24 protein-coding genes are annotated in these 24,322 nt (G+C 66.7%); 12 read left to right on the top strand and 12 right to left on the bottom strand.

Annotated features, from left to right (window positions below; translation table 11 throughout):
- Window positions 1-77: 77 nt before the first annotated feature.
- Window positions 78-1,349 (bottom strand): imelysin family protein, encoded by a 1,272-nt coding sequence (locus tag GBG68_RS05120; protein WP_152145840.1) that lies wholly within the window; start codon window positions 1,347-1,349, stop codon window positions 78-80.
- Between the two features lie 102 nt (window positions 1,350-1,451).
- Here GBG68_RS05120 and GBG68_RS05115 point away from each other — a divergent pair, with 102 nt between their 5' ends.
- On the top strand, window positions 1,452-1,931 hold the full coding sequence (locus GBG68_RS05115) for a DUF192 domain-containing protein (protein ID WP_152145838.1): 480 nt from the start codon (window positions 1,452-1,454) through the stop codon (window positions 1,929-1,931).
- A complete protein-coding gene (locus tag GBG68_RS05110; RefSeq protein ID WP_152145836.1) occupies window positions 1,928-2,446 on the top strand; it encodes an alpha/beta fold hydrolase in 519 nt (172 codons plus the stop codon). Before GBG68_RS05115 ends, GBG68_RS05110 begins: the two co-directional genes overlap by 4 nt.
- A 9-nt stretch (window positions 2,447-2,455) precedes the next feature.
- Here the strand turns inward: GBG68_RS05110 and GBG68_RS05105 are convergent, their stop codons facing one another.
- The gene (locus tag GBG68_RS05105; protein ID WP_152145834.1) at window positions 2,456-3,619 is read right to left on the bottom strand and encodes a peptidoglycan -binding protein; all 1,164 of its coding nucleotides are present in this window, start codon (window positions 3,617-3,619) and stop codon (window positions 2,456-2,458) included.
- Window positions 3,620-3,622: 3 nt separating this feature from the next.
- Window positions 3,623-4,777 carry a flagellar motor protein MotA gene (locus tag GBG68_RS05100; protein ID WP_226801662.1) on the bottom strand — a complete coding sequence of 385 codons (1,155 nt, stop codon included), beginning with the start codon at window positions 4,775-4,777 and terminating at the stop codon, window positions 3,623-3,625.
- Window positions 4,778-5,113: 336 nt separating this feature from the next.
- Between GBG68_RS05100 and GBG68_RS05095 the strand changes: the two genes are divergently transcribed.
- The 3 genes from GBG68_RS05095 to GBG68_RS05085 all read left to right on the top strand — a co-directional run bounded on the left by GBG68_RS05095 (window position 5,114) and on the right by GBG68_RS05085 (window position 6,792).
- On the top strand, window positions 5,114-5,314 hold the full coding sequence (locus GBG68_RS05095) for a hypothetical protein (RefSeq protein ID WP_152145832.1): 201 nt from the start codon (window positions 5,114-5,116) through the stop codon (window positions 5,312-5,314).
- A gap of 10 nt (window positions 5,315-5,324) precedes the next feature.
- Window positions 5,325-6,398 carry an AI-2E family transporter gene (locus GBG68_RS05090; RefSeq protein WP_152145830.1) on the top strand — a complete coding sequence of 358 codons (1,074 nt, stop codon included), beginning with the start codon at window positions 5,325-5,327 and terminating at the stop codon, window positions 6,396-6,398.
- 232 nt (window positions 6,399-6,630) lie between these two features.
- The gene (locus tag GBG68_RS05085; protein ID WP_152145828.1) at window positions 6,631-6,792 is read left to right on the top strand and encodes an oxidoreductase-like domain-containing protein; all 162 of its coding nucleotides are present in this window, start codon (window positions 6,631-6,633) and stop codon (window positions 6,790-6,792) included.
- An 8-nt stretch (window positions 6,793-6,800) separates the two neighbouring features.
- Here GBG68_RS05085 and GBG68_RS05080 read toward each other — a convergent pair whose 3' ends face one another.
- The gene (locus tag GBG68_RS05080; protein WP_193222225.1) at window positions 6,801-8,546 is read right to left on the bottom strand and encodes an EAL domain-containing protein; all 1,746 of its coding nucleotides are present in this window, start codon (window positions 8,544-8,546) and stop codon (window positions 6,801-6,803) included.
- A gap of 180 nt (window positions 8,547-8,726) precedes the next feature.
- Here GBG68_RS05080 and GBG68_RS05075 point away from each other — a divergent pair, with 180 nt between their 5' ends.
- Window positions 8,727-11,015 (top strand): Tex family protein, encoded by a 2,289-nt coding sequence (locus tag GBG68_RS05075; protein WP_152145825.1) that lies wholly within the window; start codon window positions 8,727-8,729, stop codon window positions 11,013-11,015.
- A gap of 147 nt (window positions 11,016-11,162) precedes the next feature.
- Here GBG68_RS05075 and GBG68_RS05070 read toward each other — a convergent pair whose 3' ends face one another.
- Entirely contained in the window at window positions 11,163-11,885 is a 723-nt protein-coding gene (locus GBG68_RS05070) for a PRC-barrel domain-containing protein (protein WP_152145822.1), read from the bottom strand.
- Between the two features lie 286 nt (window positions 11,886-12,171).
- Between GBG68_RS05070 and GBG68_RS05065 the strand changes: the two genes are divergently transcribed.
- Entirely contained in the window at window positions 12,172-12,399 is a 228-nt protein-coding gene (locus GBG68_RS05065) for a hypothetical protein (protein ID WP_152145820.1), read from the top strand.
- A gap of 24 nt (window positions 12,400-12,423) precedes the next feature.
- Here GBG68_RS05065 and GBG68_RS05060 read toward each other — a convergent pair whose 3' ends face one another.
- A complete protein-coding gene (locus GBG68_RS05060) occupies window positions 12,424-13,857 on the bottom strand; it encodes a bifunctional 2-methylcitrate dehydratase/aconitate hydratase (RefSeq protein WP_152145818.1) in 1,434 nt (477 codons plus the stop codon).
- 135 nt (window positions 13,858-13,992) lie between these two features.
- On the opposite strand from GBG68_RS05060, the gene GBG68_RS05055 reads away from it, so the two are divergent.
- The 5 genes from GBG68_RS05055 to GBG68_RS05035 all read left to right on the top strand — a co-directional run bounded on the left by GBG68_RS05055 (window position 13,993) and on the right by GBG68_RS05035 (window position 20,340).
- The gene (locus GBG68_RS05055; protein WP_152145816.1) at window positions 13,993-14,682 is read left to right on the top strand and encodes a GntR family transcriptional regulator; all 690 of its coding nucleotides are present in this window, start codon (window positions 13,993-13,995) and stop codon (window positions 14,680-14,682) included.
- Between the two features lie 73 nt (window positions 14,683-14,755).
- On the top strand, window positions 14,756-15,883 hold the full coding sequence (gene prpC, locus GBG68_RS05050) for a 2-methylcitrate synthase (protein ID WP_152145814.1): 1,128 nt from the start codon (window positions 14,756-14,758) through the stop codon (window positions 15,881-15,883).
- A gap of 157 nt (window positions 15,884-16,040) precedes the next feature.
- Window positions 16,041-18,638 carry a Fe/S-dependent 2-methylisocitrate dehydratase AcnD gene (gene acnD / locus GBG68_RS05045; RefSeq protein WP_152145812.1) on the top strand — a complete coding sequence of 866 codons (2,598 nt, stop codon included), beginning with the start codon at window positions 16,041-16,043 and terminating at the stop codon, window positions 18,636-18,638.
- A 159-nt stretch (window positions 18,639-18,797) separates the two neighbouring features.
- On the top strand, window positions 18,798-19,976 hold the full coding sequence (gene prpF, locus GBG68_RS05040; RefSeq protein WP_152145810.1) for a 2-methylaconitate cis-trans isomerase PrpF: 1,179 nt from the start codon (window positions 18,798-18,800) through the stop codon (window positions 19,974-19,976).
- A 127-nt stretch (window positions 19,977-20,103) separates the two neighbouring features.
- A complete protein-coding gene (locus tag GBG68_RS05035) occupies window positions 20,104-20,340 on the top strand; it encodes a hypothetical protein (protein WP_152145808.1) in 237 nt (78 codons plus the stop codon).
- A gap of 70 nt (window positions 20,341-20,410) precedes the next feature.
- Here GBG68_RS05035 and GBG68_RS05030 read toward each other — a convergent pair whose 3' ends face one another.
- From GBG68_RS05030 to GBG68_RS05005, 6 genes are all read right to left on the bottom strand, one after another.
- Complete coding sequence (locus tag GBG68_RS05030; RefSeq protein WP_152145806.1) at window positions 20,411-20,932, bottom strand: hypothetical protein; 522 nt, start codon at window positions 20,930-20,932, stop codon at window positions 20,411-20,413.
- Window positions 20,933-21,024: 92 nt separating this feature from the next.
- The gene (locus tag GBG68_RS05025) at window positions 21,025-22,047 is read right to left on the bottom strand and encodes a YecA family protein (RefSeq protein WP_152145804.1); all 1,023 of its coding nucleotides are present in this window, start codon (window positions 22,045-22,047) and stop codon (window positions 21,025-21,027) included.
- A gap of 75 nt (window positions 22,048-22,122) precedes the next feature.
- Window positions 22,123-22,491, bottom strand: coding sequence for a hypothetical protein (locus tag GBG68_RS05020; RefSeq protein WP_152145801.1), 369 nt, complete (start codon window positions 22,489-22,491; stop codon window positions 22,123-22,125).
- 34 nt (window positions 22,492-22,525) lie between these two features.
- Complete coding sequence (locus GBG68_RS05015) at window positions 22,526-22,879, bottom strand: hypothetical protein (protein WP_152145799.1); 354 nt, start codon at window positions 22,877-22,879, stop codon at window positions 22,526-22,528.
- A gap of 133 nt (window positions 22,880-23,012) precedes the next feature.
- A complete protein-coding gene (locus GBG68_RS05010; RefSeq protein WP_152145797.1) occupies window positions 23,013-23,387 on the bottom strand; it encodes a hypothetical protein in 375 nt (124 codons plus the stop codon).
- Entirely contained in the window at window positions 23,378-24,193 is an 816-nt protein-coding gene (locus tag GBG68_RS05005; RefSeq protein ID WP_152145795.1) for a hypothetical protein, read from the bottom strand. Before GBG68_RS05005 ends, GBG68_RS05010 begins: the two co-directional genes overlap by 10 nt.
- Window positions 24,194-24,322: the final 129 nt, after the last annotated feature.

Below are 24,322 nucleotides of genomic sequence, written 5' to 3'. Positions count from 1 at the left end.
TCGCCACGTCGGCCAGCGCCGGAGACAGGACGCCTCCGAGCGCAATCAGCGCACCTAACAGCGCCCCCGGCCGCACCTTACTGAAACACCGCTTGCGGATCTTCAAGGCTGTCGGACCCCTCAAAGGCAATGGGCTGCAGCCCCAAACTGGTGGCAAGCTCCCCCAGCACGCGGGTCTGGCGGGAAAGCGCGTCCACGGTGGCTTGCACCACAGCATTGCCCTCGGCGTTACCGGCGCCGATCATCTGATCATAGGCCTCCACCGTTTCCGCACGGCGCTTGAGCACCGCCATGGCCTGCTCGGTCTCGGCCAGGGCCCTCAGCATCCGCAGGTTCAGCGCCGGGTTACTCTGCGCCACCAGATGCGCCATCGCCGGCCCCAGGACGCGGGTGCCGTCGATACGGGTGTAGTTGCCGGTGTAGACATTGATGATGCCCGCCACGTCGTAATAGTGGCTGTTGTGGGTGTCGTCGGCGAAGCAATCCTGCTCCTCCTCCGGGTCGTGGAGCATCAGCCCCAGCTTGATCCGCTCCCCGGCCAGCTCGCCGTAGGAGAGGCTGCCCAGCCCGGTGAGGATCACCCCCAGGCCCCGGTCGGCATCGCCGGCCATCACTTCCTCGTAGGCCTCGCCGCCGGGCCGCCACTGGGCGGCCATCCAGGCCAGATCATCCACCAGCAGTTCGGTGACGGCGCGCAGGTACTCGGCGCGGCGGGCGCAATGCCCATTGCTGCATTGCTCACCCCGGGCGTAGTCGGTCCAGGGACGCTCGCCGGCGCCCGGGCCGCTGCCGTGGAGATCCTGCCCCCAGAGCAGGAACTCCACCGCGTGGTAGCCGGTGGCCACGTTGGCCTCCACGCCGCCCAGCTCCTGTAGTTCCTCGGCCAGCAGGCGGGGCGTGATCCGGCGCAGATCCAGTGTCTCGCCGCCCAGCACCAGCTCCTCGCGGGCGATCACATTGGCGGCATACCCGGGGTTGGAGGCGGCCTTGCGCTGATACGCCGGGGACACGTAATCGATCAGCCCCTCATCCAGCGGCCAGGCGTTGACCTTGCCTTCCCAGGCATCCACCACCGGGTTGCCGAAGCGGAAGGCCTCGGTCTGCATATAGGGTACCCGCGCGGCGCGCCAGGCCTTGCGGGCCTCGGCAAGTCCAGTGGCGGAGGGCGCCTCGAGGAAAGCCTGGATGTGCTGCTGCAAGCGCCGCGCGAGGATCGTCGAATCTTCGTAGGCGGCGCGGGCAATGGCGGCGTAGTTCTCCAGCACCGCCTGTTTGGCGACATCGCCCGCCGCGCCGGCGGAGAGCGGCAACAACATGGCCGCCAGAAGCGGCAATAGCGCTTTTTTCATGGAACGCCCCCCTGTCCTTCAAGGCTCCGAAGCCTACTCCCGATGCAATAGCTCATGCAACTCATTCGCATTCGCGTGACAGCCCTGGGATAGAATCGGGCCATGCGCATCATCACGCTTTTTATCGCCCTGACGAGCCTGTTGTTGGTCGGAGCACCGGCCGGCGCTCCGCCCCTGGATGCCGAGCAGGTCCGGGCCGGCATGAGCACTGGCCGACTGCTGATCGAGCCCGCCCGAAACCAGGCTATGCTCTCGGTGATCACGGCCCGCAGCGCCGAGCAGCGGGCGACCGGGTACCAGCATCTGCCCCGGGAACGGGCACAGCCCATGTGGTTCGTGTTTCCGCGCCCGACACGCAGCAGTTGGCATATGCGCAATGTGGGCTATGCGCTGGACATCGCCTTCGTGGACGGCAATGGCCAGGTAATCGACATCCAGCGCATGCTCCCCGAGCGCGCGGGCTACCGCTCGCCGGGCCTGATCAGCGCAGCGCTGGAGGTGCCCGCCGGGGACATGCGCGCACTGGGCATAGGCGTGGGCACGCGGCTGCGCCTTATCGACGAGGAGAAACGCGCTCCATGAACGCACACAAGATCTACTTCGCCCATGGCAAGGAAAGCGGCCCCTGGGGGCGGAAGATCCAGGCCCTGGCCGCAGTGGCCGAAGCGCTGGGGTTCGCGGTGGAAAGCCCCGATTACAGTCACACCTTCGACCCCCGGGAGCGGGTGGCGCAATTGCTGGCGCTGGCGCCCGGCGCCCCGGGCAAGCTGGTGCTGGTCGGCTCCAGCATGGGCGGCGCGGTGAGCATCGCCGCCAGCCGCACAGTCCAGCCCGACGGGCTGTTCCTGCTCGCGCCGGCGGTCTACATGGAAGGCTACGAGGCGCTGCCGGAGCCCCGAGCCGGACTCATCGAGGTGGTCCACGGCTGGCATGACGAGGTCGTCCCGGTGGACAAGGCGCTGCGCTTTGCCCGTGAGCAGCGGGCGCGCCTGCACCTGCTGGACAGCGGCCACACCCTGCAGGATGCCATTCCGTATCTGGAGCGCCTTTTCCGGCTGTTCCTGGAAGATGTGCTGGCACAAGCGGACCAGCCCTAGGCGCGGGAGCTAGCGCCGGGTCAGGCGAAGTTCGATGCGGCGGTTGCGCCGCAGGTCCGCGGCGCTGTCGCCCTCGGCCACCGGGTGATATTCGCCGAAGCCCGCCGCGGCCAGGCGGCTGGGCGGAATGCCCTCGGCGATGAGGAAATGCACGATGGAATTGGCCCGCGCCGTGGAAAGCTCCCAGTTGGACGGAAATTCCGGGGTGTTGATCGGCCGACGGTCGGTATGGCCTTCCACCTGCAATACCCAGGGAATCTCGGCGGGGATTTCCTCGGACAGCCCCATCAGTGTGCCGGCCACTCGACGCAATTGCTCCCGCCCGGCGGGCTCAAGACGCGCCGAAGCACTGTCGAACAGCAGCTCGGATTGGAACAGAAAGCGGTCACCGACGATGCGGATATCCGGATGGTCGCCCAGCACCCGGCGCAGCCGGCCGAAGAACTCCGAACGGTAATCCTGCAGTTCCTGCACCTTCTGGGCCAGCGCCGTATTCAGCCGCTGGCCCAGATCGCGGATCTCGGTGCGCTGCTCGGCCACGGTCTGCTCGGAAAGCTCCAGCGCCGCCGCCACTTCCTGCAACTGCTGGCGCAACGCGGCCACCTGGCGGCTCAGCCGCGCCACTTCCTCATCGGCCTCGCGGCGCACCCGCGCCAGCCGCTGCTCGGTGTCCGCCAGTTGCGTCTCCAGCGCGGTGCCCCGCACCCGCGCCGCATCCAGCTCATCCCGGCTCTCCCCCAGCGCCTGTCGCAGCTCCTCCCGCGTGCCGCGCAGACTCGTCACATCCTGCTCCAGACTCGCCACGGCCCGGGCCTGCTCGGCTAGCCGCTGATCGCGGGCGGCCAGGCGGCCCCGCGCCTGCTCCAGGGAGGCTTCCAGCTCCTCTCCCCGCGCCAGACTGGCGCGCAACTCCTCCCCCAGCGCGGTGAGCTCCTGCTCCAGCCCGTCCCGCGCCTCACGCTCCAGCGACAGGGTACGCGCCAGCTGCTCCACCTCCAGCCGCAACTGGGCAATGGTCGCGTTGCGCCCGCTCAGCGCCTCGCTCATGTAGTACTGCGCGGCCATGAACAGGCTGAGCATGAACACGAACACCAGCAGCAGCGTCGCCAGGGCATCCACGAAACCCGGCCAGATGTTGAGCCCGTAGCGCACCCGGCGGCCCGTTCCCAGCATGGCTCAGGGCCTCTCGGCGGGGTCCAGGCGCTGGCCGCTGGCGGCGGCCACGGTGCGCGCGAGCAGCCGCAACTCGTTGCGCAGATCATCCACCAGCAGTTCGCGGTTGCCCGGCAGCGCCTCCAGCAGGCGTGCCAACGCCAGGTCCACATTGCGCAGGTGCCGCCGCTGCTCGTCATCCGCATCGGAATCACCCAGCCGCGCGGCGAGCTGCTCCAGCACCGGCTGCAGCTGGCCCCGCTCCCGGGCCAGCTCCACCAGCAGCTGATGATCCCGACGGCTCTGTTCGCCCATAGCGCGCATTTCCTCGGTCAGGCCCAGCAGGCGATGGTCCAGCTCCCGGCGCTCCTCCTGCCCATGGGCCAGGGCGCGCTGCAAGCGGTCCAGCGCATCGGCGGTCTGCTCCAGCAGCGCCTGCACATAGGCCGGCATCGGCTCACCGGCCTCCAGCCCCACCGGGCCGGCGCCCGGCTGCATGTAACCGGCCAACCATTCTTCCAGACCGTTGTAGAAGCGGTTCTGGGCATGGCCCGCCTGCAGATCGAAAAACCCCAGAACCAGCGAACCCGCCAGGCCGAACAGGGAGGAACTGAAGGCCGTGGCCATGCCTCCCAAGGGCTCCTGCAGCCCGTTTTTCAGCTGGTCGAACAGCCCCGCCACGCTGTCGCCGCCCACGTTCAGCCCAGCGATCACCTGGCCCACCGAACCCAGAGTCTCCAACAGCCCCCAAAAGGTGCCCAGCAGTCCGAGGAAGATCAGCAGGCCGATGAGGTAACGGGACAGATCCCGCCCCTCGTCCAGCCGGTTGCGCACCCCGTCGAGCAGGGTGCGCAGGGTGAGAGTGGAAATGCCAGCGCGGGCGCGTGGCTGCTCCGGCAGCAGGCGCGCTACCGACGCCAACAAGCCGCGCTCGGGCGGCGCCAATTCTTTCGCGTCGCCGCGCCGAAACTCCTCGATCCAGGCCACTTCCGGGTTCAACCCCGCCACTTGCCGGAAATTGATCAGGATACCGATCAGCAGCACGCCCACGATCATGCCGTTGAACACCGGATTGGCCTGGAAGGCGCTCAGCAGGGGCGCATACAGCAAGGCGGCCACCGCCAACACGATCAGGGCAAATACGCCCATCCAGAGCAGAACGCGACTGGGATTCGTCACAAAGAGCCTCCATACATGGCGTTCATTCGCATATCGTTCATTATGTACACCCTGGAACGACTATGTACCCCGACCGAGGTAAATGCCAAACGTCGAAAATGCTAGACTTGCGCCCACGTGCACCGCGCCGGCCGAAAGGCAAGAACAGGAAGCCGCGCTGCAGGATGCCTGCCCTGGGGACGCTGGCCGCAGGAAAGGGCTACAGTCTCGCACCGGGCGCCACCTGTACCTGTTGCGATCGGGACAGTGCTCTGGACAGTCCCCGACGCCCGGCCTTCGTCTTGCCTGGCTCCAATCACAACAACCAACAATAATCGCAACGCGAGCAACGCCACCATGAAAACCCTTTCCGGTCTGATCATCGGCCTGCTGCTGGGCCTGATTCTCGGCTTCGGCGCCGGCTACAACCACGGCCGCGGCGCCCCCGTACTGAGCAACCCCTTCGCGCCCTATGACGCCGGCAGCCGCCTGGAGCGTACGCTGGAAGAATTCATGGACGAGACCCGGCGCGCGATCCACAAGGCCACCGAAGAATAGGGCGGACCCCATGACCACCAGTACCCGTCCCTTCTGGCTTGCCGGCGGCCTGCTGCTCGCCGGCCTGCTGATCTACCTGCTGCAGCCCATCCTCACCCCCTTTCTGGTCGCCGCCCTGTTCGCCTATCTGGGCGACCCGGTCACCGACCGACTGGAAGCCTGGGGGCTGGGGCGCACCACGGCGGTGCTGGTGGTGTTCACCGCTCTGAGCCTCACCGTGCTGCTGGTCCTGCTCCTGCTCCTGCCCCTGTTGGGAGAGCAGCTTCGGTACCTGCAAAGCCGCCTGCCGCTCATCCTCGACTGGCTGCAGAGCACCGCCCTGCCTTGGCTGCAGGCGCGCCTGAGCCTGGACCCGGAGCTCTTTCAGTTCGAGCGCCTGCGCGGCATCGTGCTGGAGAACCCGGGCCAGACCAGTGATGTGCTCGGTCTGATCACCAGCCGTCTGACCTCCTCGGGTCTGGCGCTGGCGGCCTGGCTGGCGAATCTGGCGCTGATTCCCGTGGTGACCTTCTACCTGCTGCGGGACTGGGATCTGCTGATGGCGCGTCTGCGCGCGCTGTTGCCCAGCCGCGCGCAGGACACCACCCTGAAACTCGCCCGAGAGTGCGATGAAGTGCTCAGCGCCTTCCTGCGCGGGCAATTGCTGGTGATGGCCGCTCTCGCCCTGCTGTACTCCTCGGGCCTTTGGCTGCTGGGGCTGGAATTGGCACTATTGATCGGCGTCATCGCCGGCCTGGTGAACATCGTGCCGTACCTGGGCTTCATCGTCGGCATCATCGCCGCCACCGTGGCCGCCTGGTTCCAGTTCGGCGCCGCCTGGCAGCTGTTCGCGGTCTGGGGCGTGTTCCTGCTCGGCCAGGTGCTTGAAGGCAGCGTGCTCACACCCTTGCTGGTGGGCGACCGGATCGGCCTGCACCCGGTGGCGGTGATCTTCGCCGTGCTCGCCGGCGGGGAACTGTTCGGCTTCGTCGGCATCCTGCTGGCGCTGCCTGTGGCCGCGGTGCTGATGGTGCTGCTGCGCCACACCCACGCTCTGTACCTGCGCAGCGACCTCTACGGCGGCGGCGAAGAATCCCGGGATTGAAGCGCCCCCGCCTCCCCCCAAGAACCCCAGGGAGACACTGATCGATTCCCTTATCCCCACAGGCCCGGTGCCGAGCCGGGCATCAGGAGGAGGGCTCGCCATGATCATGGAGCACGTGATCAAGATCGGCCTGCTTGCCGCCAGCCTGGCCTTGCTGGGCCTGCTGCGGGGTGCCTGAGGTGGGCTGGCGCGGTTACACTGCGCACATCACTGGCCAACGTCGCGCGTCCACATGTCTGAAAAAGCCCCCCAATCGCCGCCCCCGCCACCGGAGCCGCCCCTGCCCGGCGATTGCTGCGGCAGCGGCTGCCCGCGCTGCGTGCTCGATGTCTATGACGAGCAGCTGGCGGAATGGCAACGGCGCTGGGGGAGCGAAGCCGGCGACGCGGACTGAGCCCCCGCTCAAACCCCTTCCAGACGCTCGGGCAGCGCCGGCATGCCGGCCCGTATCAGGCGCACCGCCGCTGGCGCCGCCAGTGCGGGGCTCAACCACTCGCCCTGCAGGCGCCGGCATCCCAGCAAGCTCAACAAGGCCGCCTGCTCCGGGCCGTCCACCCCCTTGGCCACCAACTGCAGCCCGTAGCGCTGGACGAAGGCCAGCAGGGCGCCGAGCAGGCGCCGCTCACTGCCCGTGCGGATAACGCCCGATACCAGCGCCGGACTAAGCTTGACCGTCTGCAGCGCGGTATGGCGCAGCCCCGCCAGGGAACCGCAATCGGTGCCGTAATCGTCCACCGCTATCCTCGCCCCCACCTCGCTGAGGCGCTCCAGCACCCCGGCGGACAACAGGGCCTCCTGCAACAGGCTCTGCTCGGAGAAGGCCAGCTCCAGTTCATCCATGGCCAGACCCCGGCTCTGCAACAGCCCCCGCAACCAGCCGATGAACCCACGCTCGGCCAGACTCGCCGGCGGCAACGCCAGGCTGAGATTCACGCCTGGACAACCCGCTTCCCGCAGCCCGGCCAGTGCCGTCACGGCCTCCCGGGCGAGTGCCTGGCCGAAGGCCGCGGAAACCCCCAACTCCTCGGCCAGGGGCACATAGTCCGCCGCCGGCGCCGGCCGCTCGCGATCAGGCAGCTTCAGGCAGACGTCCAGCGCCGGCACATCGCCACTGCCTATATCCACCTGGGGCATGAATCGCAGCATCGGACTCAACAAGGCGGCGCGCAGGCGACGCAACCGAGGCGGCTCCGGACTGGCGGCGCCTTCCATCTCCTCGCCATACAGGTGGTAGGCTGCCCGCCGAAGCTGCTGATGATGACGCATGGCCAAGCCCGCCCGGCGCAGCAGCACCTCGGCATCGGCGCCATGACAGGGGTAGAGGCTCACCCCCATGCTGGCGCCGAGCATCAACTGGTGCCCACCGATGCGCAGGGGCCGGCTGACCGCCCGGGAGATCTTGTTCACCGCCCGCGACCAAGGCCGGCCCTCACGCCCCAGGCTGAAGAGCACACAGAACTCATCGCCTTCCAGTCGGCCCAGGCTGTCGCTGCCACGCGTCGCCTCACGCAGGCGGGCAGCCAGCACACGCAGCACCCGATCGCCAGCCGCGCGCCCGATGGCGCGGTTGAGATCGGCGAAAGCATCCAGGTCCAGGCGCAGCAAACCCCATTTGAGATCGTGGCGCTGGGCAATACGCAGCGTCTGCCGGGCCGTGTCCAGAAACTGGCGCCGATTGGCCAGACCGGTAAGCGAATCCCGAGCCGCCAGCCCACTCAGGCCCGCGCCCGGCGGCCTGGGCTCCGCCCGCCAGGCCGGCAGGGCGCTCACATCCAGCAACACCAGCCGCGAGCGGCCGTCCTCGTCCAGGCTACGCTCCATCAGTACCGGCCGCTGCCCACCATCGCCGGTGCACAGCCGCAGGCGCGTGGCATGGCGCCGAAACCAGTCGTCCCGACTATCCGGGTGCACATAACGCACGAAGCGCCGGCCGCGCAACCGCTCGGCGGTGTCACCCAGCAACCGCGCCGCGGCCAGATTGAGCTCCTCGATGCGACCCAGCGCATCCAGCTGGCACAGGGGTACCGGCGCCAGGGTGTAGGCATCCTGGACACGGGGAAGGGAAAAATCAGTCGGGGAGCGTTCCGGATCAGCGACGGATCGTCGCGGAGCGTCCGGACCGTTGGGCGAGGCTTTATCCATGGTCATCTTCATCCTTGAACGCAAACCGGTGAGGTGTGCCGGAACGTACATCCTTGTTCCTTGCGATCTAGCCTAACACCTCTTCGACAAGCACGTCAGCGTCCAATTTCAGCGACAGTTTCCCTGCACTCCCGGCGCCCGTAGAATCCGGCACACAGCCCACGCAAACAGGACAGCAAGCCGCCCATGAGCAGCCAGACCACACGCACCATCGCCGAGGAACTGCAGGTACGCCCGGAACAGGTCGAGGCCGCCGTGCGCTTGTTGGACGAGGGCGCGACCGTGCCTTTCATCGCCCGCTATCGCAAGGAGGCCACCGGCGGGCTGGACGACACCCAGCTGCGCGCCCTGGAAACCCGCCTGGCCTATTTGCGGGAGCTGGAAGAGCGGCGTGAGGCGATCTTGCGCCAGATCGAGGAGCAGGGGCAGCTCACCCCGGCGCTTGCCGCCGAGCTGCGCGCGGCCGAGACCAAGCAGCGGCTGGAGGATCTGTACCTGCCCTACAAGAAAAAGCGCCGCACCAAGGGCCAGCAGGCGATCGAAGCCGGCCTGGCACCGCTGGCCGACGCCCTGCTCGACGATCCCACCCAAGACCCTCGGGCGCTGGCCGGCGCTTATCTGAACCCCGAACAGGAGATCCCCGACGCCGACGCCGCGCTGGCCGGCGCCCGCTACATCCTCGCCGAGCGCTTCGCCGAGGACCCGGAACTGAGCGGCGAGCTGCGCGAGTACCTCTGGGAGCACGGGCTGCTGCGCTCGGCGGTGATTTCCGGCATGGAGGACGAGGGCGCCAAGTTCTCCGATTACTTCGACGCCGCGGAGGCGATCCAGCGCATACCCTCCCACCGGGCGCTGGCCCTGTTTCGGGGCCGCAAGGAGAAAGTGCTGCGTCTCGCGCTGGAACTGCCCGAGGAGCGGGCCGGTGCGGGTGAGTCGCTGGTCGCCGTGCGTTGCGGCGTCAAGGACGAGGGCCGTGCCGCCGACCCGTGGCTTGCCGAGGTGGTGCGCTTCACCTGGCGGGTGAAGCTGCTCACCCGGCTGGAAACCGAATTGTTCGCGCGGCTGCGCGAAGGCGCCGAGGCCGAGGCGATCAGCGTGTTCGCGCGCAATCTGCACGATCTGCTGCTGGCCGCGCCGGCGGGCGCCCACACGGTCATGGGCATAGACCCGGGCATACGCACCGGCTGCAAGGTGGCGGTGGTGGATGCCACCGGCAAACTGCTGGACACCGCCACCATCTACCCGCTGCAGCCCCACCGGCAGTGGGATCAGAGCATCGCCGCGCTGGCGGCGCTCGCCGCCCGTCACCGGGTCGGGCTGGTAGCCATCGGCAACGGCACCGGCTCCCGGGAGACCGATCGACTGGTAGGCGAGCTGTGCCGCCTGCACCCGGCGCTGCGCCTGCAGACCATCATGGTCTCCGAGGCCGGCGCCTCGGTGTATTCCGCCTCGGAGCTGGCGGCCCGGGAATTTCCCGATCTGGATGTGTCGTTGCGCGGCGCGGTCTCCATCGCTCGGCGGCTGCAGGACCCGCTCGCCGAGCTGGTGAAGATCGAGGCCAAGGCGATAGGCGTGGGCCAGTACCAGCACGATGTCTCGCAAAGCCAGCTCGCCCGCAGCCTGGAAGCCGTGGTGGAGGACTGCGTGAACGCCGTGGGGGTGGATGTGAACACGGCCTCCGCCCCGCTGCTGAGTCGGGTCTCCGGGCTCAACGCCACACTGGCCGAACGCATCGTCGCCCACCGGGATCAGCACGGCCCGTTTCGCAGCCGCGAGCAACTCAAGCGTGTGGAGCGCTTCGGCGCGAAGACCTTCGAGCAGGCGGCGGGCTTTCTGCGCATCCGCGACGGCGAACAGCCGCTGGATGCCTCGGCGGTGCACCCGGAGGCCTATCCGGTGGTGGAGCGCATCCTCGCCGATATCCAGCGCAATATCGCCCAGCTCATCGGTGATCGCGCAGCGCTGCAGAAGGTGCCCGCGGAGCGCTATACCGATGAGCGCTTCGGCCTGCCCACGGTGCGCGACATCCTGCGCGAGCTGGAAAAGCCGGGGCGCGACCCCCGCCCCGACTTCAAGACCGCCAGCTTCCGCGAAGGGGTGGAGAAGCCCTCGGACCTGGAGGAGGGCATGATCCTGGAAGGGGTGGTCACCAACGTCACCAATTTCGGCGCCTTCGTGGACGTGGGCGTGCACCAGGACGGGCTGGTGCACGTTTCCGCCCTGGCGGACCGCTTCGTCAAGGATCCGCGCGAAGTGGTAAAACCCGGCGATGTGGTCAAGGTGCGGGTGCAGGAGGTGGACCTGAAGCGCAACCGCATCAGCCTGAGCATGCGCCTGCAGGCGCCGGCGGAAGGTGGCGAGCGCCCGGCCCGCCGTGAAGCCGGCAATGGCCGTGGCAAGCGCCAGAACGCCCCACGCCAGAATGGCGCCCCCCGGGGCGCCATGGCGGAAGCCTTTGCCAAACTGAAATCCTAGAAACGCGGGAGCATTCGCGGCCAACGGCCAATGCCACGCCCAGGCGGTGGCTTACCAGCTCTGGCGGGCTCGTCCGAGGGGCAATGGGACAGGAATAAGCCGCCCCGAGCGGGGCGGCTCGCAGCCGAGCGTTTCGCGGCGGCGTGCTCAGCCCGCGGGCTGCTCGCTCTCGCTCTCCAGCTCATCCGAGGGCTGGCCCAGCTCCGCGGTCTCCTCGTCCATCGGCTGCTCGGTGGGAGCCTCCGCGGTCTGCTCCTGCTCCATGGATGGGGACTGCTCGGTGGGAGCCTCCGCCGCCTGTTCGTCCTCGAAGGACTGGTGGGCGGGCGCGGCGGCGGTATCCTCCTCGCCGGCCATGGGTGACTGCTCGCCGAACTGGGCCGACTGCCCGGACTCGGCCTGCTGGCGCAGCTCGCTGATCTGCTGCTCCGGCTGCTCCACGGTCTGGAAGTCCTGCTCGCTGTATTGGTAGATCTGCTTCAGCTCGTCCTCGGTCCGGGTGGTGTTCATCACCAGCTGGTCGCCGCTCATCTGCAGCTCATCCAGCGGCACGGCGATCTTGTCGGCGCCGATACCCATCACGCCGCCCACCGAGACGATGGCCTGCAGGCTCTGGTCCATCTGATGAACCGCCAGATCATCCACATCGCCGATCTCGCTGCCCTCGGCGTTGACCACCGACTGGCCGATGACCTGGTCGCCGGTCATCTGCTCCAGATCCTGGCCAGCCTGGGCCTGCTCCTGGGACCAGCCCTGGGGCTGCTCGGCCTGCTCCTGGGCCTGCTGGGCCATGACGGACCCCGAGGCGAACGCCATCGCGATGCCCAAGCTGAGCAGGGACTTGCGGAAAACAGTCGCTTCCATAGCCATATCGCTTCCTCCGTTGAACCAAAGTCGGTGTACGGCCAGTTGCCGTCAGGCAATCAGCGGAGCGCTTCCGGCTGAATTGCTGATGGCCTAGATGGGGGAGGGACTGGAGAAGGTCAACGGCGACAGGAGGAAAAAGCGGGTTTTTCTGCAACAATCACAGGGACTTGCCAAACACCCTGTCGCAATTTCGCGACAGCCCCCAAGACCCGCCCGCCCGGCCGTTCTTGCCCATTTCGACGGCGCCCCCATCTCTTGCCCTGTCGGCCGATGAAGACGCAGGAAACTCATGAACCCGGTCAGCCCCGCCCCGCGACCCCAGGCCGAATACCTGGGCCCGCAGAGCCCGTTGCGGCTCTCCCGTTACCACCCCGATGACCGCCGCCGGCGACAGTTGCCGGTGCTGCTGGATCTGCGCGGCGCCCGGGAGCGACGCCGCCGCGAGCGCCGCGCCGAGCGATCCCTGGGACGACGCCTGCGCGGCGAACCGCCCCCGGGCGTGGAGGCCTGGGCCTGAACAGGCCGCCGCCCGGCCAAACGGTCAGCGGTACCACAGATCCATGAACCGCTGCACCGGCATGGCCTCCAGCCTCTCCTGCGCCTCACAGGCACGCAGGATCGCGGTGTGCTGGCGCGGGGCAAAGCGTCGCGCCAGGGCCCGTTCGAACTTCTCCTGCAACACCGGCAGGCCTTCCTCGCGCCGGCGGCGGTGGCCGATGGGGTAGTCCACCTGCACCCGGCGCGTATGACTACCATCGCGGAAGAACACCTGCACCGCGTTGCCGATGGCGCGCTTGTCCGGTTCCAGGTATTCGCGGCTGAAGGTCGTGTTTTCCACCACCTCCATCTTCTCGCGCAGCGCATCGATACGCGGATCGGCTGCCACCTCATCCTCGTAATCGGCGGCCTCCAGACGGCCGAAGATCAGCGGCACCGCCACCATGTACCGGATGCAATGGTCACGATCGGCGGGGTTGCTCAGCGGCCCGCGCTTGTCGATGATCCGCACCCCCGCCTGCTGGGTCTCGATGAGCACCCGCTCGATTTCGTCCAGCCGCTCAGACACTTCGGGATGCAGCTGCATGGCCGCCTCGCAGGCGGTCTGGGCGTGGAACTCGGCGGGGAAGGACAACTTGAACAGCACGTTCTCCATGACGTAGCTGCCGTAGGCCTGGGACCGACTCAGCTCACGGCCGCCGAACGATACATCCTGAAAGCCCCAGCTGGGCGCGGACAGCGCCGCCGGATAACCCATTTCGCCCCGCTCGACGATCAGCGCCAGGCGCAGGCCCCGGGCGCTGGCGTCGCCGGCCGCCCAGCTCTTGCGCGAACCGGCCTGGGGCGCGTGGCGATAGGCGCGCAGGGCCGAGCCGTCGAGGAAGGCATGGGAGGCGACATTGGCCACGTCCTCTTCGCTGCCACCGAGCAGGCCGCTGGCGACACAGGCCGACGCGATGCGCACCAGCATCACGTGGTCCAGCCCCATCCGGTTGAAGCTGTTCTCCAGCGCCAGCACGCCCTGGATCTCGTGGGCCTTGATCATGGCGGTGAGCACCTCGCCCATGGTGAGGGGCTCCTCCCCGCCCGCCGTGCGCCGGCGGGAGAGCCAGTCGGCCAGCGCCAGTATGGCCCCCAGGTTATCCGAGGGGTGGCCCCACTCCGCCGCCAGCCAGGTGTCGTTGAAATCCAGCCAGCGCACCATCGCACCGATATTCCAGGCCGCCGTCACCGGGTCCAGCCGGTAATGTGTGCCGGGCACCTTCACGCCCCCGGGCAGGTCCGCGCCTTCCACCACCGGCCCCAGCAGCTTGGTACAGGCCGGGTAGTCCAGCGCCAGCATCGCGCAGGCGAGGCTGTCCATGAGGCAGTAGCGGGCGGTTTCCCGGGCCTCGGGGGAATCGATGTCCGTGGCGGCAACGTAGCGGGCGATCGCCCTGAGCTCGGGGTCGTAGTCGGGTGGTTGGGCTGTGTGCATGGCGCCTCCCTGGTAGAAGATCCGCAAGCGCTGTGTGTGGCGGGGGAGAGGGATTGTCTACAATCGGCTTGAATCGCGGCTCGAAAGCTTCTAGAGTCCCAGCAACCACAATAGATTGTCGACAACTCAAGCCCTATGGCCGCAAGCATCGCCACCCCCAATGATCAGGATAGTCGCACCTTGGCCGACCGGGTCTTCACCCGGCTGCAGGACGATATTGTCCTTGGGGTATTCAAGCCGGGCACCAAGCTGGGCGAAGCGGAGCTGGCCAAGCGCTACGGCGTGAGCCGCGGGCCGCTGCGCGAGGCCATCAGCCGGCTGGAATCGCGCAAGCTGCTGGAGCGCATCCCCCATGTGGGCACCCGGGTGGCGGCGCTGCAGGCCGCCGACCTGATCGAGATCTACCATGTGCGCGAGGCGCTGGAGGGCATGGCCGCGCGACTCGCCGCCCTGCACATGAGCAAGGCGGAAGTGGCCGGCCTGTGGGAGCTGCTCGCCCAGCACGAGCAACAGCCCGACCTGCAGGAAGACACGGCGTACTTCCAGCACGCCGGCGATCTGGACTTCCACTACCGCATCATCCAGGGCAGCCACAACAAGAGCCTGATCGACCTGCTGATCGGTGAGATCTATCACCGGGTGCGCCGTTACCGCTACCAGTTCTCCATGAGTTCCAACCGGCCGCGGAAGGCCCTGGGAGAGCACCAGCGCATCGCCGAGGCGATCGAGGCGCGGGATGCGGAGATGGCGGAACTGCTCATGCGCCGGCACATCAGCCGGGCGCGGGAGTTCCTGGAAGCGCAACAGAGCGATTCAAGTTCCTGAACCCATTGGGCCGGCCCCTGCCGGCCGCACAGGGGCCTCAGGCCCCGGAAATACTGCAAGAGGAGTAGCGACGATGGCAGAGAAGAAGATCGGTGGCGCGGGCCTGCGCGGTCAGAGTGCCGGTGAAACCCAGCTGTGCACCGTGGGCAAGTCCGGCACCGGCCTGACCTACCGCGGCTACGACATGAAGGAACTGGCCGAGAAGGTCGAGTTCGAGGAAGTGGCTTACCTGCTCCTCAAGGGCGAGCTGCCCACCCGCCAGCAGCTGGCCGACTACAAGGCCAAGCTGAAAGCCAACCGCGGCCTGCCCCAGGCGCTGAAAGAAGTGCTGGAGCGCATCCCCGCCGACGCTCACCCCATGGATGTGATGCGCACCGGCTGCTCCTTCCTCGGCAACCTGGAGACCGAGCAGGATTTCTCCGCGCAGCAGGACGTGACCGATCGCCTGCTGGCGGTGTTCCCCTCCATCATCACCTACTGGTACCGCTACAGCCACGACGGCGTGCGCATCGATGTGGAGACCGACGATGACTCCATCGGCGCGCATTTCCTCAGCTGCCTGCACGGCAAGGCGCCCAACGCCCTGCACAGCACGGTGATGAACGTCTCGCTGATCCTCTACGCCGAGCACGAGTTCAACGCCTCCACCTTCACCGCCCGGGTCTGCGCGTCCACCCTGTCCGACATGCATTCGTGCATCACCGGCGCCATCGGCTCCCTGCGCGGCCCGCTGCACGGCGGCGCCAACGAGGCGGCCATGGAGATGATCGAGAACTGGCAGAGCCCGGAAGAGGCCGAGCGCGAGATCCTCGGCATGCTCGAGCGCAAGGAGAAGATCATGGGCTTCGGCCACGCGATCTACCGCGAGTCCGACCCGCGCAACGCCGTGATCAAGGAATGGAGCCGCAAGCTCGCCGAGGACGTGGGCGACACCGTGCTCTACCCGGTCTCCGAGCGGGTCGAAGAGGTCATGTGGCGGGAGAAGAAGCTGTTCTGCAACGCCGACTTCTTCCATGCCAGCGCCTATCACTTCATGGGCATCCCCACCAAGCTGTTCACGCCCATCTTCGTGATGAGCCGCCTGACCGGCTGGGCCGCCCATGTGATGGAGCAGCGCGCCAACAACCGCATCATCCGCCCCAGCGCCGACTACACCGGCCCCGAACTGCGCCCGGTGCCGAGCATCGACGAGCGGGGCTGATTGCAGAGGTAACGGATTAACCACAGAGGCACAGAGCAAACAGAGGGTCACAGAGGAGAATCTCGGATGCTTTCTCTGTGACCCTCTGTGCGAACTCTGTGCCCTCTGTGTTGAACAAACACCCCCCGCCGGCCGCACCGCAATGGAGTCTTGAGCCATGAACACCCAATACCGCAAGCCCCTGCCCGGCACCGACCTGGACTACTTCGACGCCCGCGCGGCGGTGGACGAGATCCAGCCCGGCGCCTGGGCCAAACTGCCCTACACCGCCCGGGTGCTGGCCGAGAACCTGGTGCGCCGCTGCGAGCCGGCCCTGCTCACGGATTCGCTCAAGCAGCTGATCCACCGCCGGCGGGATCTGGACTTCCCCTGGTATCCGGCCCGGGTGGTCTGCCATGACATCCTCGGCCAGACCGCGCTGGTGGACCTGGCAGGGCTGCGGGACGCCATCGCCGAGCAGGGCGGCGACCCCGCCAAGGTCAACCCGGTGGTGCCCACCCAGTTGATCGTCGACCATTCCCTGGCGGTGGAGAGCGGCGGCTACGACCCGGACGCCTTCCGAAAGAACCGGGAGATCGAGGACCGACGCAACGAGGACCGCTTCCACTTCATCGACTGGACCCGCTTCGCCTTCGAGAACGTGGACGTGATCCCGCCGGGCAACGGCATCATGCACCAGATCAATCTGGAGAAGATGTCGCCGGTGGTGCAGGCCCGTGACGGCGTGGCCTTCCCCGATACCTGTGTCGGCACCGACTCCCACACCCCCCACGTCAACGCCCTGGGGGTGATCGCCATCGGCGTCGGCGGGCTGGAAGCCGAGAGCGTGATGCTGGGCCGGGCTTCCATGATGCGTCTGCCGGACATCGTCGGCGTGGAGCTTACCGGCCGACCCCAGCCGGGCATCACCGCCACCGACATCGTCCTGGCGCTGACCGAATTCCTGCGCCGGGAGCGGGTAGTCGCCGCCTGGCTGGAATTCTTCGGCGAGGGCGCCGAGGCGCTCACCGTGGGCGATCGGGCCACCATCTCCAACATGACCCCGGAATACGGCGCCACCGCCGCGATGTTCCACATCGACCAGCAGACCATCGATTACCTCAAGCTCACCGGGCGCGAGGACGAACAGGTGCGGCTGGTGGAGACCTATGCCCGGGAGACCGGCCTATGGGGTGATGATCTGAAGAGCGCCGACTACGAGCGGGTGCTGCGTTTTGATCTCTCCAGCGTGGTCCGCAACATGGCCGGCCCCTCCAACCCCCACCGCCGCCTGCCCACCTCCGACCTGGCCGAACGGGGCATCGCCGGCGACTGGGCCGAGGAAGAGGGCAAGATGCCCGATGGCGCGGTGATCATCGCCGCCATCACCAGCTGCACCAACACCTCCAACCCCCGCAACGTGGTCTCCGCCGCGCTGCTGGCGAAAAAGGCCAATGAGCTGGACCTGACCCGCAAGCCCTGGGTGAAGACCTCGCTGGCCCCCGGCTCCCTGGCGGTACAGCTGTACCTGCAGGAGGCCGGCCTGTTGAGCGAGCTTGAGCAACTGGGCTTTGGCATCGTCGGCTTCGCCTGCACCAGTTGCAACGGCATGTCCGGCGCCCTGGACCCGGCCATCCAGCAGGAGATCATCGAGCGGGATCTGTACGCCACCGCCGTGCTCTCGGGCAACCGCAACTTCGATGGTCGCATCCACCCCTACGCCAAGCAGGCCTTTCTCGCCTCGCCCGCGCTGGTGGTGGCCTACGCCATCGCCGGTACCATCCGCTTCGATATCGAGAAGGATGCCCTGGGCCACGATGCCGACGGCCAGCCCATCACCCTCAAGGACCTGTGGCCCAGCGACGAGGAGATCGACCGCATCGTCGGCGAAAGCGTGAAGCCGGAGATGTTCCGCAAGGTCTACACGCCCATGTTCAACAGCAAGCCCAAGGCCGGCCAGCAAGTCAGCCCGCTGTACGACTGGCGCCCCATGAGCACCTACATCCGCCGCCCGCCCTACTGGGAAGGCGCGCTGGCGGCGAAGCCCGCCTTGCGGGGCCTGCGCCCCCTGGCGCTGCTGCCGGACAACATCACCACGGATCATCTCTCGCCCTCCAACGCGATACTGGCGAGCAGCGCGGCGGGGGAGTACCTGGCGAAAATGGGCCTGCCCGAGGAAGACTTCAATTCCTACGCCACCCACCGCGGCGATCATCTGACCGCCCAGCGGGCCACCCTCGCCAACCCCAAGTTGTTCAACGAGATGGTGCGCGACGAGAACGGCGAGGTGATCCAGGGTTCGCTGGCCCGGGTGGAGCCGGAGGGCGAGGTGATGCGCATGTGGGAAGCCATCGAGACCTACATGGCGCGCAAGCAGCCGCTGATCATCGTCGCCGGCGCCGACTACGGTCAGGGCTCGTCCCGGGACTGGGCGGCCAAGGGCGTGCGTCTCGCCGGGGTGGAAGTCATCGTCGCCGAGGGCTTCGAGCGCATCCACCGCACCAACCTGGTGGGCATGGGCGTGCTGCCGCTGCAGTTCCACGAGGGCACCACCCGCAAGACCCTGGGCCTGGACGGCACCGAGACCTACGACGTGCGGGGCGAGCCCGCCGCCGGCGCCGAGCTCACCCTGGTGATCCATCGCCGGAACGGCGACACCGTGGAGGTGCCCGTGAGCTGCCGCCTGGACACCCAGGAGGAAGTCAGCATCTACTCCGCCGGCGGCGTGCTGCAGCGTTTTGCCCGCGACTTTCTGGAAGCCGAATCAGCCGCCTGAGAAGGGTGGATTCGCCTGAATGGGTGAATTCACCACAGAGGCACAGAGGGCACGGAGTTCCACAGAGAAAGATTGAAGTCTCTTCTCCGTGTTCCCTCTGTGTACTCTGTGCCTCTGTGGCTTCCCTGGCCTATTCCTCCCACCGGAGCACCTGAGTTCATGAGCCACCCACCCCAGATCAAGATCCCCGCCACCTACATGCGCGGCGGCACCAGCAAGGGCGTGTTCTTCCGCCTGGACGACCTGCCGGAAGCCGCGCGATCCCCCGGCGCCGCTCGCGACGCCCTGCTGCTGCGGGTGATCGGCAGCCCCGACCCCTACGGCAAGCACACCGACGGCATGGGGGGCGCCACCTCCAGCACCTCCAAGACCGTGATCCTGGCGAAAAGCGACAGCCCCGAACACGATGTGGATTATCTCTTCGGCCAGGTCGCCATCGACCGGCCCCACATCGACTGGAGCGGCAACTGCGGCAATCTCACCGCTGCCGTGGGCTCGTTCGCCCTCAGCAACGGCCTGGTGGACCCGGCACGCATCCCGGACAACGGCATCGCCACCGTGCGCATCTGGCAGGTGAACATTCAGAAGACCATTATTGCCCGGGTGCCCATCACTGATGGGGAAGTGCAGGAAACCGGGGACTTCGAGCTGGACGGGGTGACCTTCCCCGCCGCCGAGGTGCAGGTGGAATTCATGGACCCGGCGGATGGCGCGGGCAGCATGTTCCCCACCGGTAACGTCGTTGACGACCTGGCGGTGCCCGGCATCGGCACCCTGCAGGCGACCCTCATCAACGCCGGCATCCCCACCATTTTCCTGCGCGCGGGCGATATCGGCTACACCGGCACCGAGCTGCAGGAGGCCATCAACAGCGACCCGAAGGCGCTGGAAATGTTCGAGACCATCCGCGTCCACGGCGCGGTGAAGATGGGCCTGTCAGAGGATGTGACCCAGGCCGGCGAGCGCCAGCACACCCCGAAGATCGCCTTCGTCGCCGAAGCGGCCGACTACACCGCCTCCAGCGGCAAGGCCATTGCCGCAGCGGATATCGACCTGCTGGTACGCGCGCTCTCCATGGGCAAGCTGCACCACGCCATGATGGGCACCGCCGCCGTGGCCATCGCGGCCGCCGCCGCCGTGCCCGGCACCCTGGTGAATCTGGCCGCCGGCGGCGGCGAGCGGGACGCGGTGCGCTTCGGCCACCCCTCCGGCACCCTGCGGGTGGGCGCCGTGGCCAGCCAAGTGGACGGTGAATGGCGCGTGGACAAGGCCATCATGTCGCGCTCCGCGCGGGTGTTGATGGAAGGTTGGGTGCGGGTGCCGGGGGATTGTTTCTGACCGGCTGAAGGAAAAGCCACACTGCCCTGTAGGAGCGTCCCCTGGCCGCGAATCATGGCCCGGAAAAAGCGGAGGTTCGCGGCCAGGAGCCGCTCCTACAACCATACGGCCGGCGGTAGCATCGAGAATGATCTACGCTGTCACCTTCGATTCGACGCCGCTGCATCTGAGCGTGGTGTACAACGATTTCCAGCGCGCGCGTTTTCTGCTGGAACACGGCGCCAACATCGCCGCGACCAGCGATTTCCGCGGCGGCCGGACACCACTTGCGCTGGCGCGACAACTGCAGAACGCGCTACCCGCAGAAGAGCGGGGTCGGTTGATCGAACTCTTGTCCCAAGCCAGTCAAAAGAACGCCCGGTAAGCGCCCCTCGCAGCTACTGATCGCAGCCGCCAGAACATGCGTTCCAGATATCTATCCGGGAGTTGGGAGCTCAGTCCGGGGGTGGAATGGCATTCAGCACCGGCATGAGCTCGAACGGCCGGCTCCCGACCACTGCCTGCGCTTGCTCCCGGGCCTCGCTGGGGAGTCTGGCGTAGTGGACCCCCAGCTCGTAATACCGTGCAGAGGGGTAAAGCAGCTCCTGCTGCACAAGCCCTGACTCACTGGGTGGATAGTCGTAATCCTGGCGAACACTTTCAAAGGCGGCGAGGGCGAAGGAAAGCTCCCGCCGCGCCTGCTGCGTGCACAGGTAGTCGTTGCGCAGGCTCAGATAACCGACGGCGGCTATAAGCTGCTCGCGCGAAAGGGCGAGCGCCGCGAGGTTTTCCAGAGACACCTGGCCCTGCCGCTTGGCCTGTTCGCAACGTCGGCTGACTTTCTGGAGCTGATCCACCTTGGCAACCACATCCGCCTTCAGCAGCTCGACAACCTCTTCTTCCGCCGACGCGCCGGCAACTGGCTGAGCCACTGCCCAAAGGACCAGGGGCAGGAAAATCCTAGCGGCAACCATCATGGACACCCTTCCAGAACTGCAGAAGTCTACGGTCATGGTTCATCGGGTAATGGATGATCATCAGCTCTATCTCCGTGCGGATAGCCCAGCGCTCAAACCCGAAACCGCACCACCTGATCCAGCAGCTCGCCCTTGCTCAGCTGATACTCCCGAAAGTACAAGGCTGCGGGGTCCAAGACATCCAGCCGCGCCAGGCCGAAGAAGCCGAGAAAACGCGGCACCATTCTGAATCGAAAGGCACGGCTGACCTGATCCTCCGGCGATGATGCCCAGCGGCCCTGCTCGGCTTCTTGCAACACAGCGGGGAAGGCCCTGATAAAGGCCTCGGCATAATGCGTTTCGTGACGCGGCTCGTCACCGTCCAGGCTCAGCAGATAAAAGATAAAGGCGAAAGATAGCTGGATGATGGCGAACTCGGGGAAACCATCCCGATAGGCCCAATTGAACCGCTGGGTATAGGCCTGCAACAGCGGGAGATAGACCCCGTTCAGCCCCGCCACGCTCAGGCTGTCCCGGCAGCGGCGGGTCAGCAGGAAGCGCCCCTTGTGCTTGCGCAGCAAGCCGGCCATGCGGGCGACCAAACGCAGCGTGTGCAGATCGTCAAAATCCGTCTCGGTCCTGATGCCGCTGACCTGCGTGCGCTCGGCGTACTCCTCCTCCCCCCAGTAGACTCGCGCCGCCTCGCGGCAGAAATTGCGGGGCAGATTGCCCTTGGCAGTGGCCTTGAGGCCGGTCTCGCCGAGCGCGTCCACCAACAACTGGAACAAGCGCAGAACCGGGGGGTGCCGATCGGTGGTGGGCGCCTCGAAGCTCAACAGTCCCGGCGACTCCCACGGATGATAAAGCAACTGTGCCATCTGCTCCGACGACAGGCCGCGAAAATCCGCCCGCGCCACGCTGTTGCGTTGGTGCATGTAGTCGGTGACGAAAGCCTGGGCGTCCTCCATGGACTCGAATTCCCGATCGCCCAGGGCCTGCTGGATCTCATGGCCCAGCTCGGTAGCCGGCACGGGCGGGGCCGCGGCGTCAATGCGGTCCTGCTCCAGGCAGCAACGCTTGTACTTCTTGTCGCTGCCGCAGTGGCAGAGGTCATTGCGACCGAGTTTGCGGACCATGGAGCTACCCTTCTCGACGAGCCATTCGATGAGGCCTTATGGTTGCGCGGATGGGCGAACGCGACAAGGCGGTCGTCAATCAATCACGCCCAGCCTGTTGAGCAAGGTCGTCACACCCAGCAGCAGCGCCAAAGTCATGAATGTCCAGAAGAAGAGGTGGGCAAGCACGTAGTCGAATCGTCCGGTGTGGCGGCGCACTGCTCGTGCATCAGCGTGAAGCCCGGCCAGCGGCCCATTTTCGGCTATCCGGAAGAAGGCCATGGGAACAACCAGCGCGTAGGCGACGTTGAAGATCCGCCAGCCGCTCATGAACTCCGTGCCCAGGCGTCTCGCCGTTTCCGGATTGCGATCAAGACGCCTTACGGTGGTCCGACCGAGGACGATGAAGAACACCCAGCCCGGCAAAGCGACCGCAAGACCAATCCCCAAGAGCTTGCTCGTCAATCCCACAGCACTCACCCGCCCCGCTTGGCCGCGCTCAATGCAGGATTCCGAAGCGATCCAGAACCACTACCAAAATCACCAGCGCAGTAGAGGGCACGAAGGTCCAGAAGAACAAATGCGCCATGACCTTGTCGTAACGGGTGGCATGCCTCCGGAGCACTCTCGCGTCCGCCCAGAACGCGGACAGGCGCCCGGCGTGAAGCTTGTCGAACAAGGTGACGGGCAAGACCAAAGCCTCGGCAACGTTGAAGATGCGCCAGCCGCTAATCAGCTCCGTACCCAGCCGTGCCCGGGTAGTTTCCATTCTGGAAAACCTGCGAACGGTGGTCCGCCCGAAGATCACGAACAGTATCCAGCCAACGAGTACGCCCAAAGCGAACATACCCAACAGCACCGCCCTTGGTTCCACGGCTTCTATACCTCCATCGACAGCGCATCATGCGGGGATATTGTCCCCGCTGGAAAGGCCTTCAACCAGCCACGCCGTGTGTGCCCATGGCGCCCAACTGCTCCCGGGGCGGTCAATAAAAAACGCCCAGCATGTCCAGAACGGCCACCGCGAAAATCAGGCCACTCGAACATACGGAGGTCCAGACAAACAGGTGTGCCAATACCTGATCCACTCGACCGGTATGACAGCGTACCACCAAGGCATTTGCGTAAAGCCCCGCAAGCGGCCCCTTGCTGGCCATCCGAAAGAACGCCATCGGCAACACCAGCGCGTAGGCGACATTGAAGATGCGCCAGCCGCTCATGAACTCCATGCCCAGGCAGTTCGCCGTCTCGGGGGTTCGATCCAGGCGCCTTACCGTGGTCCGGCCCAAGGCCAGAAAGAACAGCCAACCCAACAGCACGCCGGCAAGCCCTATCCCCACTAGTTTGGTAGTCATTTCCATAACCTGCCCCCTGCGCTCATGAGCTCGTCGTACAACGGTCCGGCTTCCTTGCGCGTAGCGCCAGCTGAACCTAAAGACACCGCTGCCGATGAGGCTGCAACCAAAGCTCCGCCTACCAACACGCCAACCCATCCGATGGGCGTACTGGCAATCAATATGGAAAGGGCGATCGAGCCGGCATACGCCGTTATACCGCCGGCACTTGCGCCCACCGCGAAAGTGGCCGACTCCACAAACATCTCCCGCTCCCACTCCCCACCGGCCTGATAGCTGTTATGAATCCGCCCTACCCCGGCACCAAAGTCCACCACCGCCAAGCCGCTACCCAGGTGCTTCGCATACCGCGAGTATTTCACCAGCGCATGCGCCTCGGCCTGATTACTCACATGCAGTTTGCTCACCCCACGGCTGCTGGTAGCAATGTTCAGCGCCCGCTGGGGGTTGGTCAGCGGCAGGCCCCGGCGGCTGCGCACCCGCAGGCGGATCGCGTCCAGTTCCACCCGGAACGATCGCTGCATTTCGCCGAACCGCTGCAGAACATGCTCCTTCGCCATGCGCCGCACAGCCTCCGAAGCGTCCGTCTCCACCGCCTTGCGGTAGCGCAGCAACGCATCCTGGTAATCCGCCACCGCCCGGCTGAAGCCGTCCATGCGGCTGGCGTATACACCCGCCGCGGCACCAGCGCCGGCTGACTGAAATACCTGCAAGCGGCCCATCAACTCCGCCAGTGCCAGGGTGGTGTCCGGGTCGTGGGCCTGGGCAAGTTCGCCCAGATTGCGCAGATCCGCCGGTGGCGCCAGCCGCAAGGTGGCGAGGATGGCCTCATCCCGCGCCGAAGGCGCACTGCCCAACAGGTAAGGACGGTTGGCGCTGATACGCCGGACAGGCCGGCGGCCAGCGACGGCCGGGCCGAGCAGGCGGTATCCAATACGGAA

The sequence above is a fragment of the Alkalilimnicola sp. S0819 genome (assembly GCF_009295635.1).
Classification (GTDB): Bacteria; Pseudomonadota; Gammaproteobacteria; order Nitrococcales; family WHIW01; genus S0819.
Note: the sequence above shows the minus strand (reverse complement) of the source record. Positions and strands in the feature narration are given on the sequence as shown.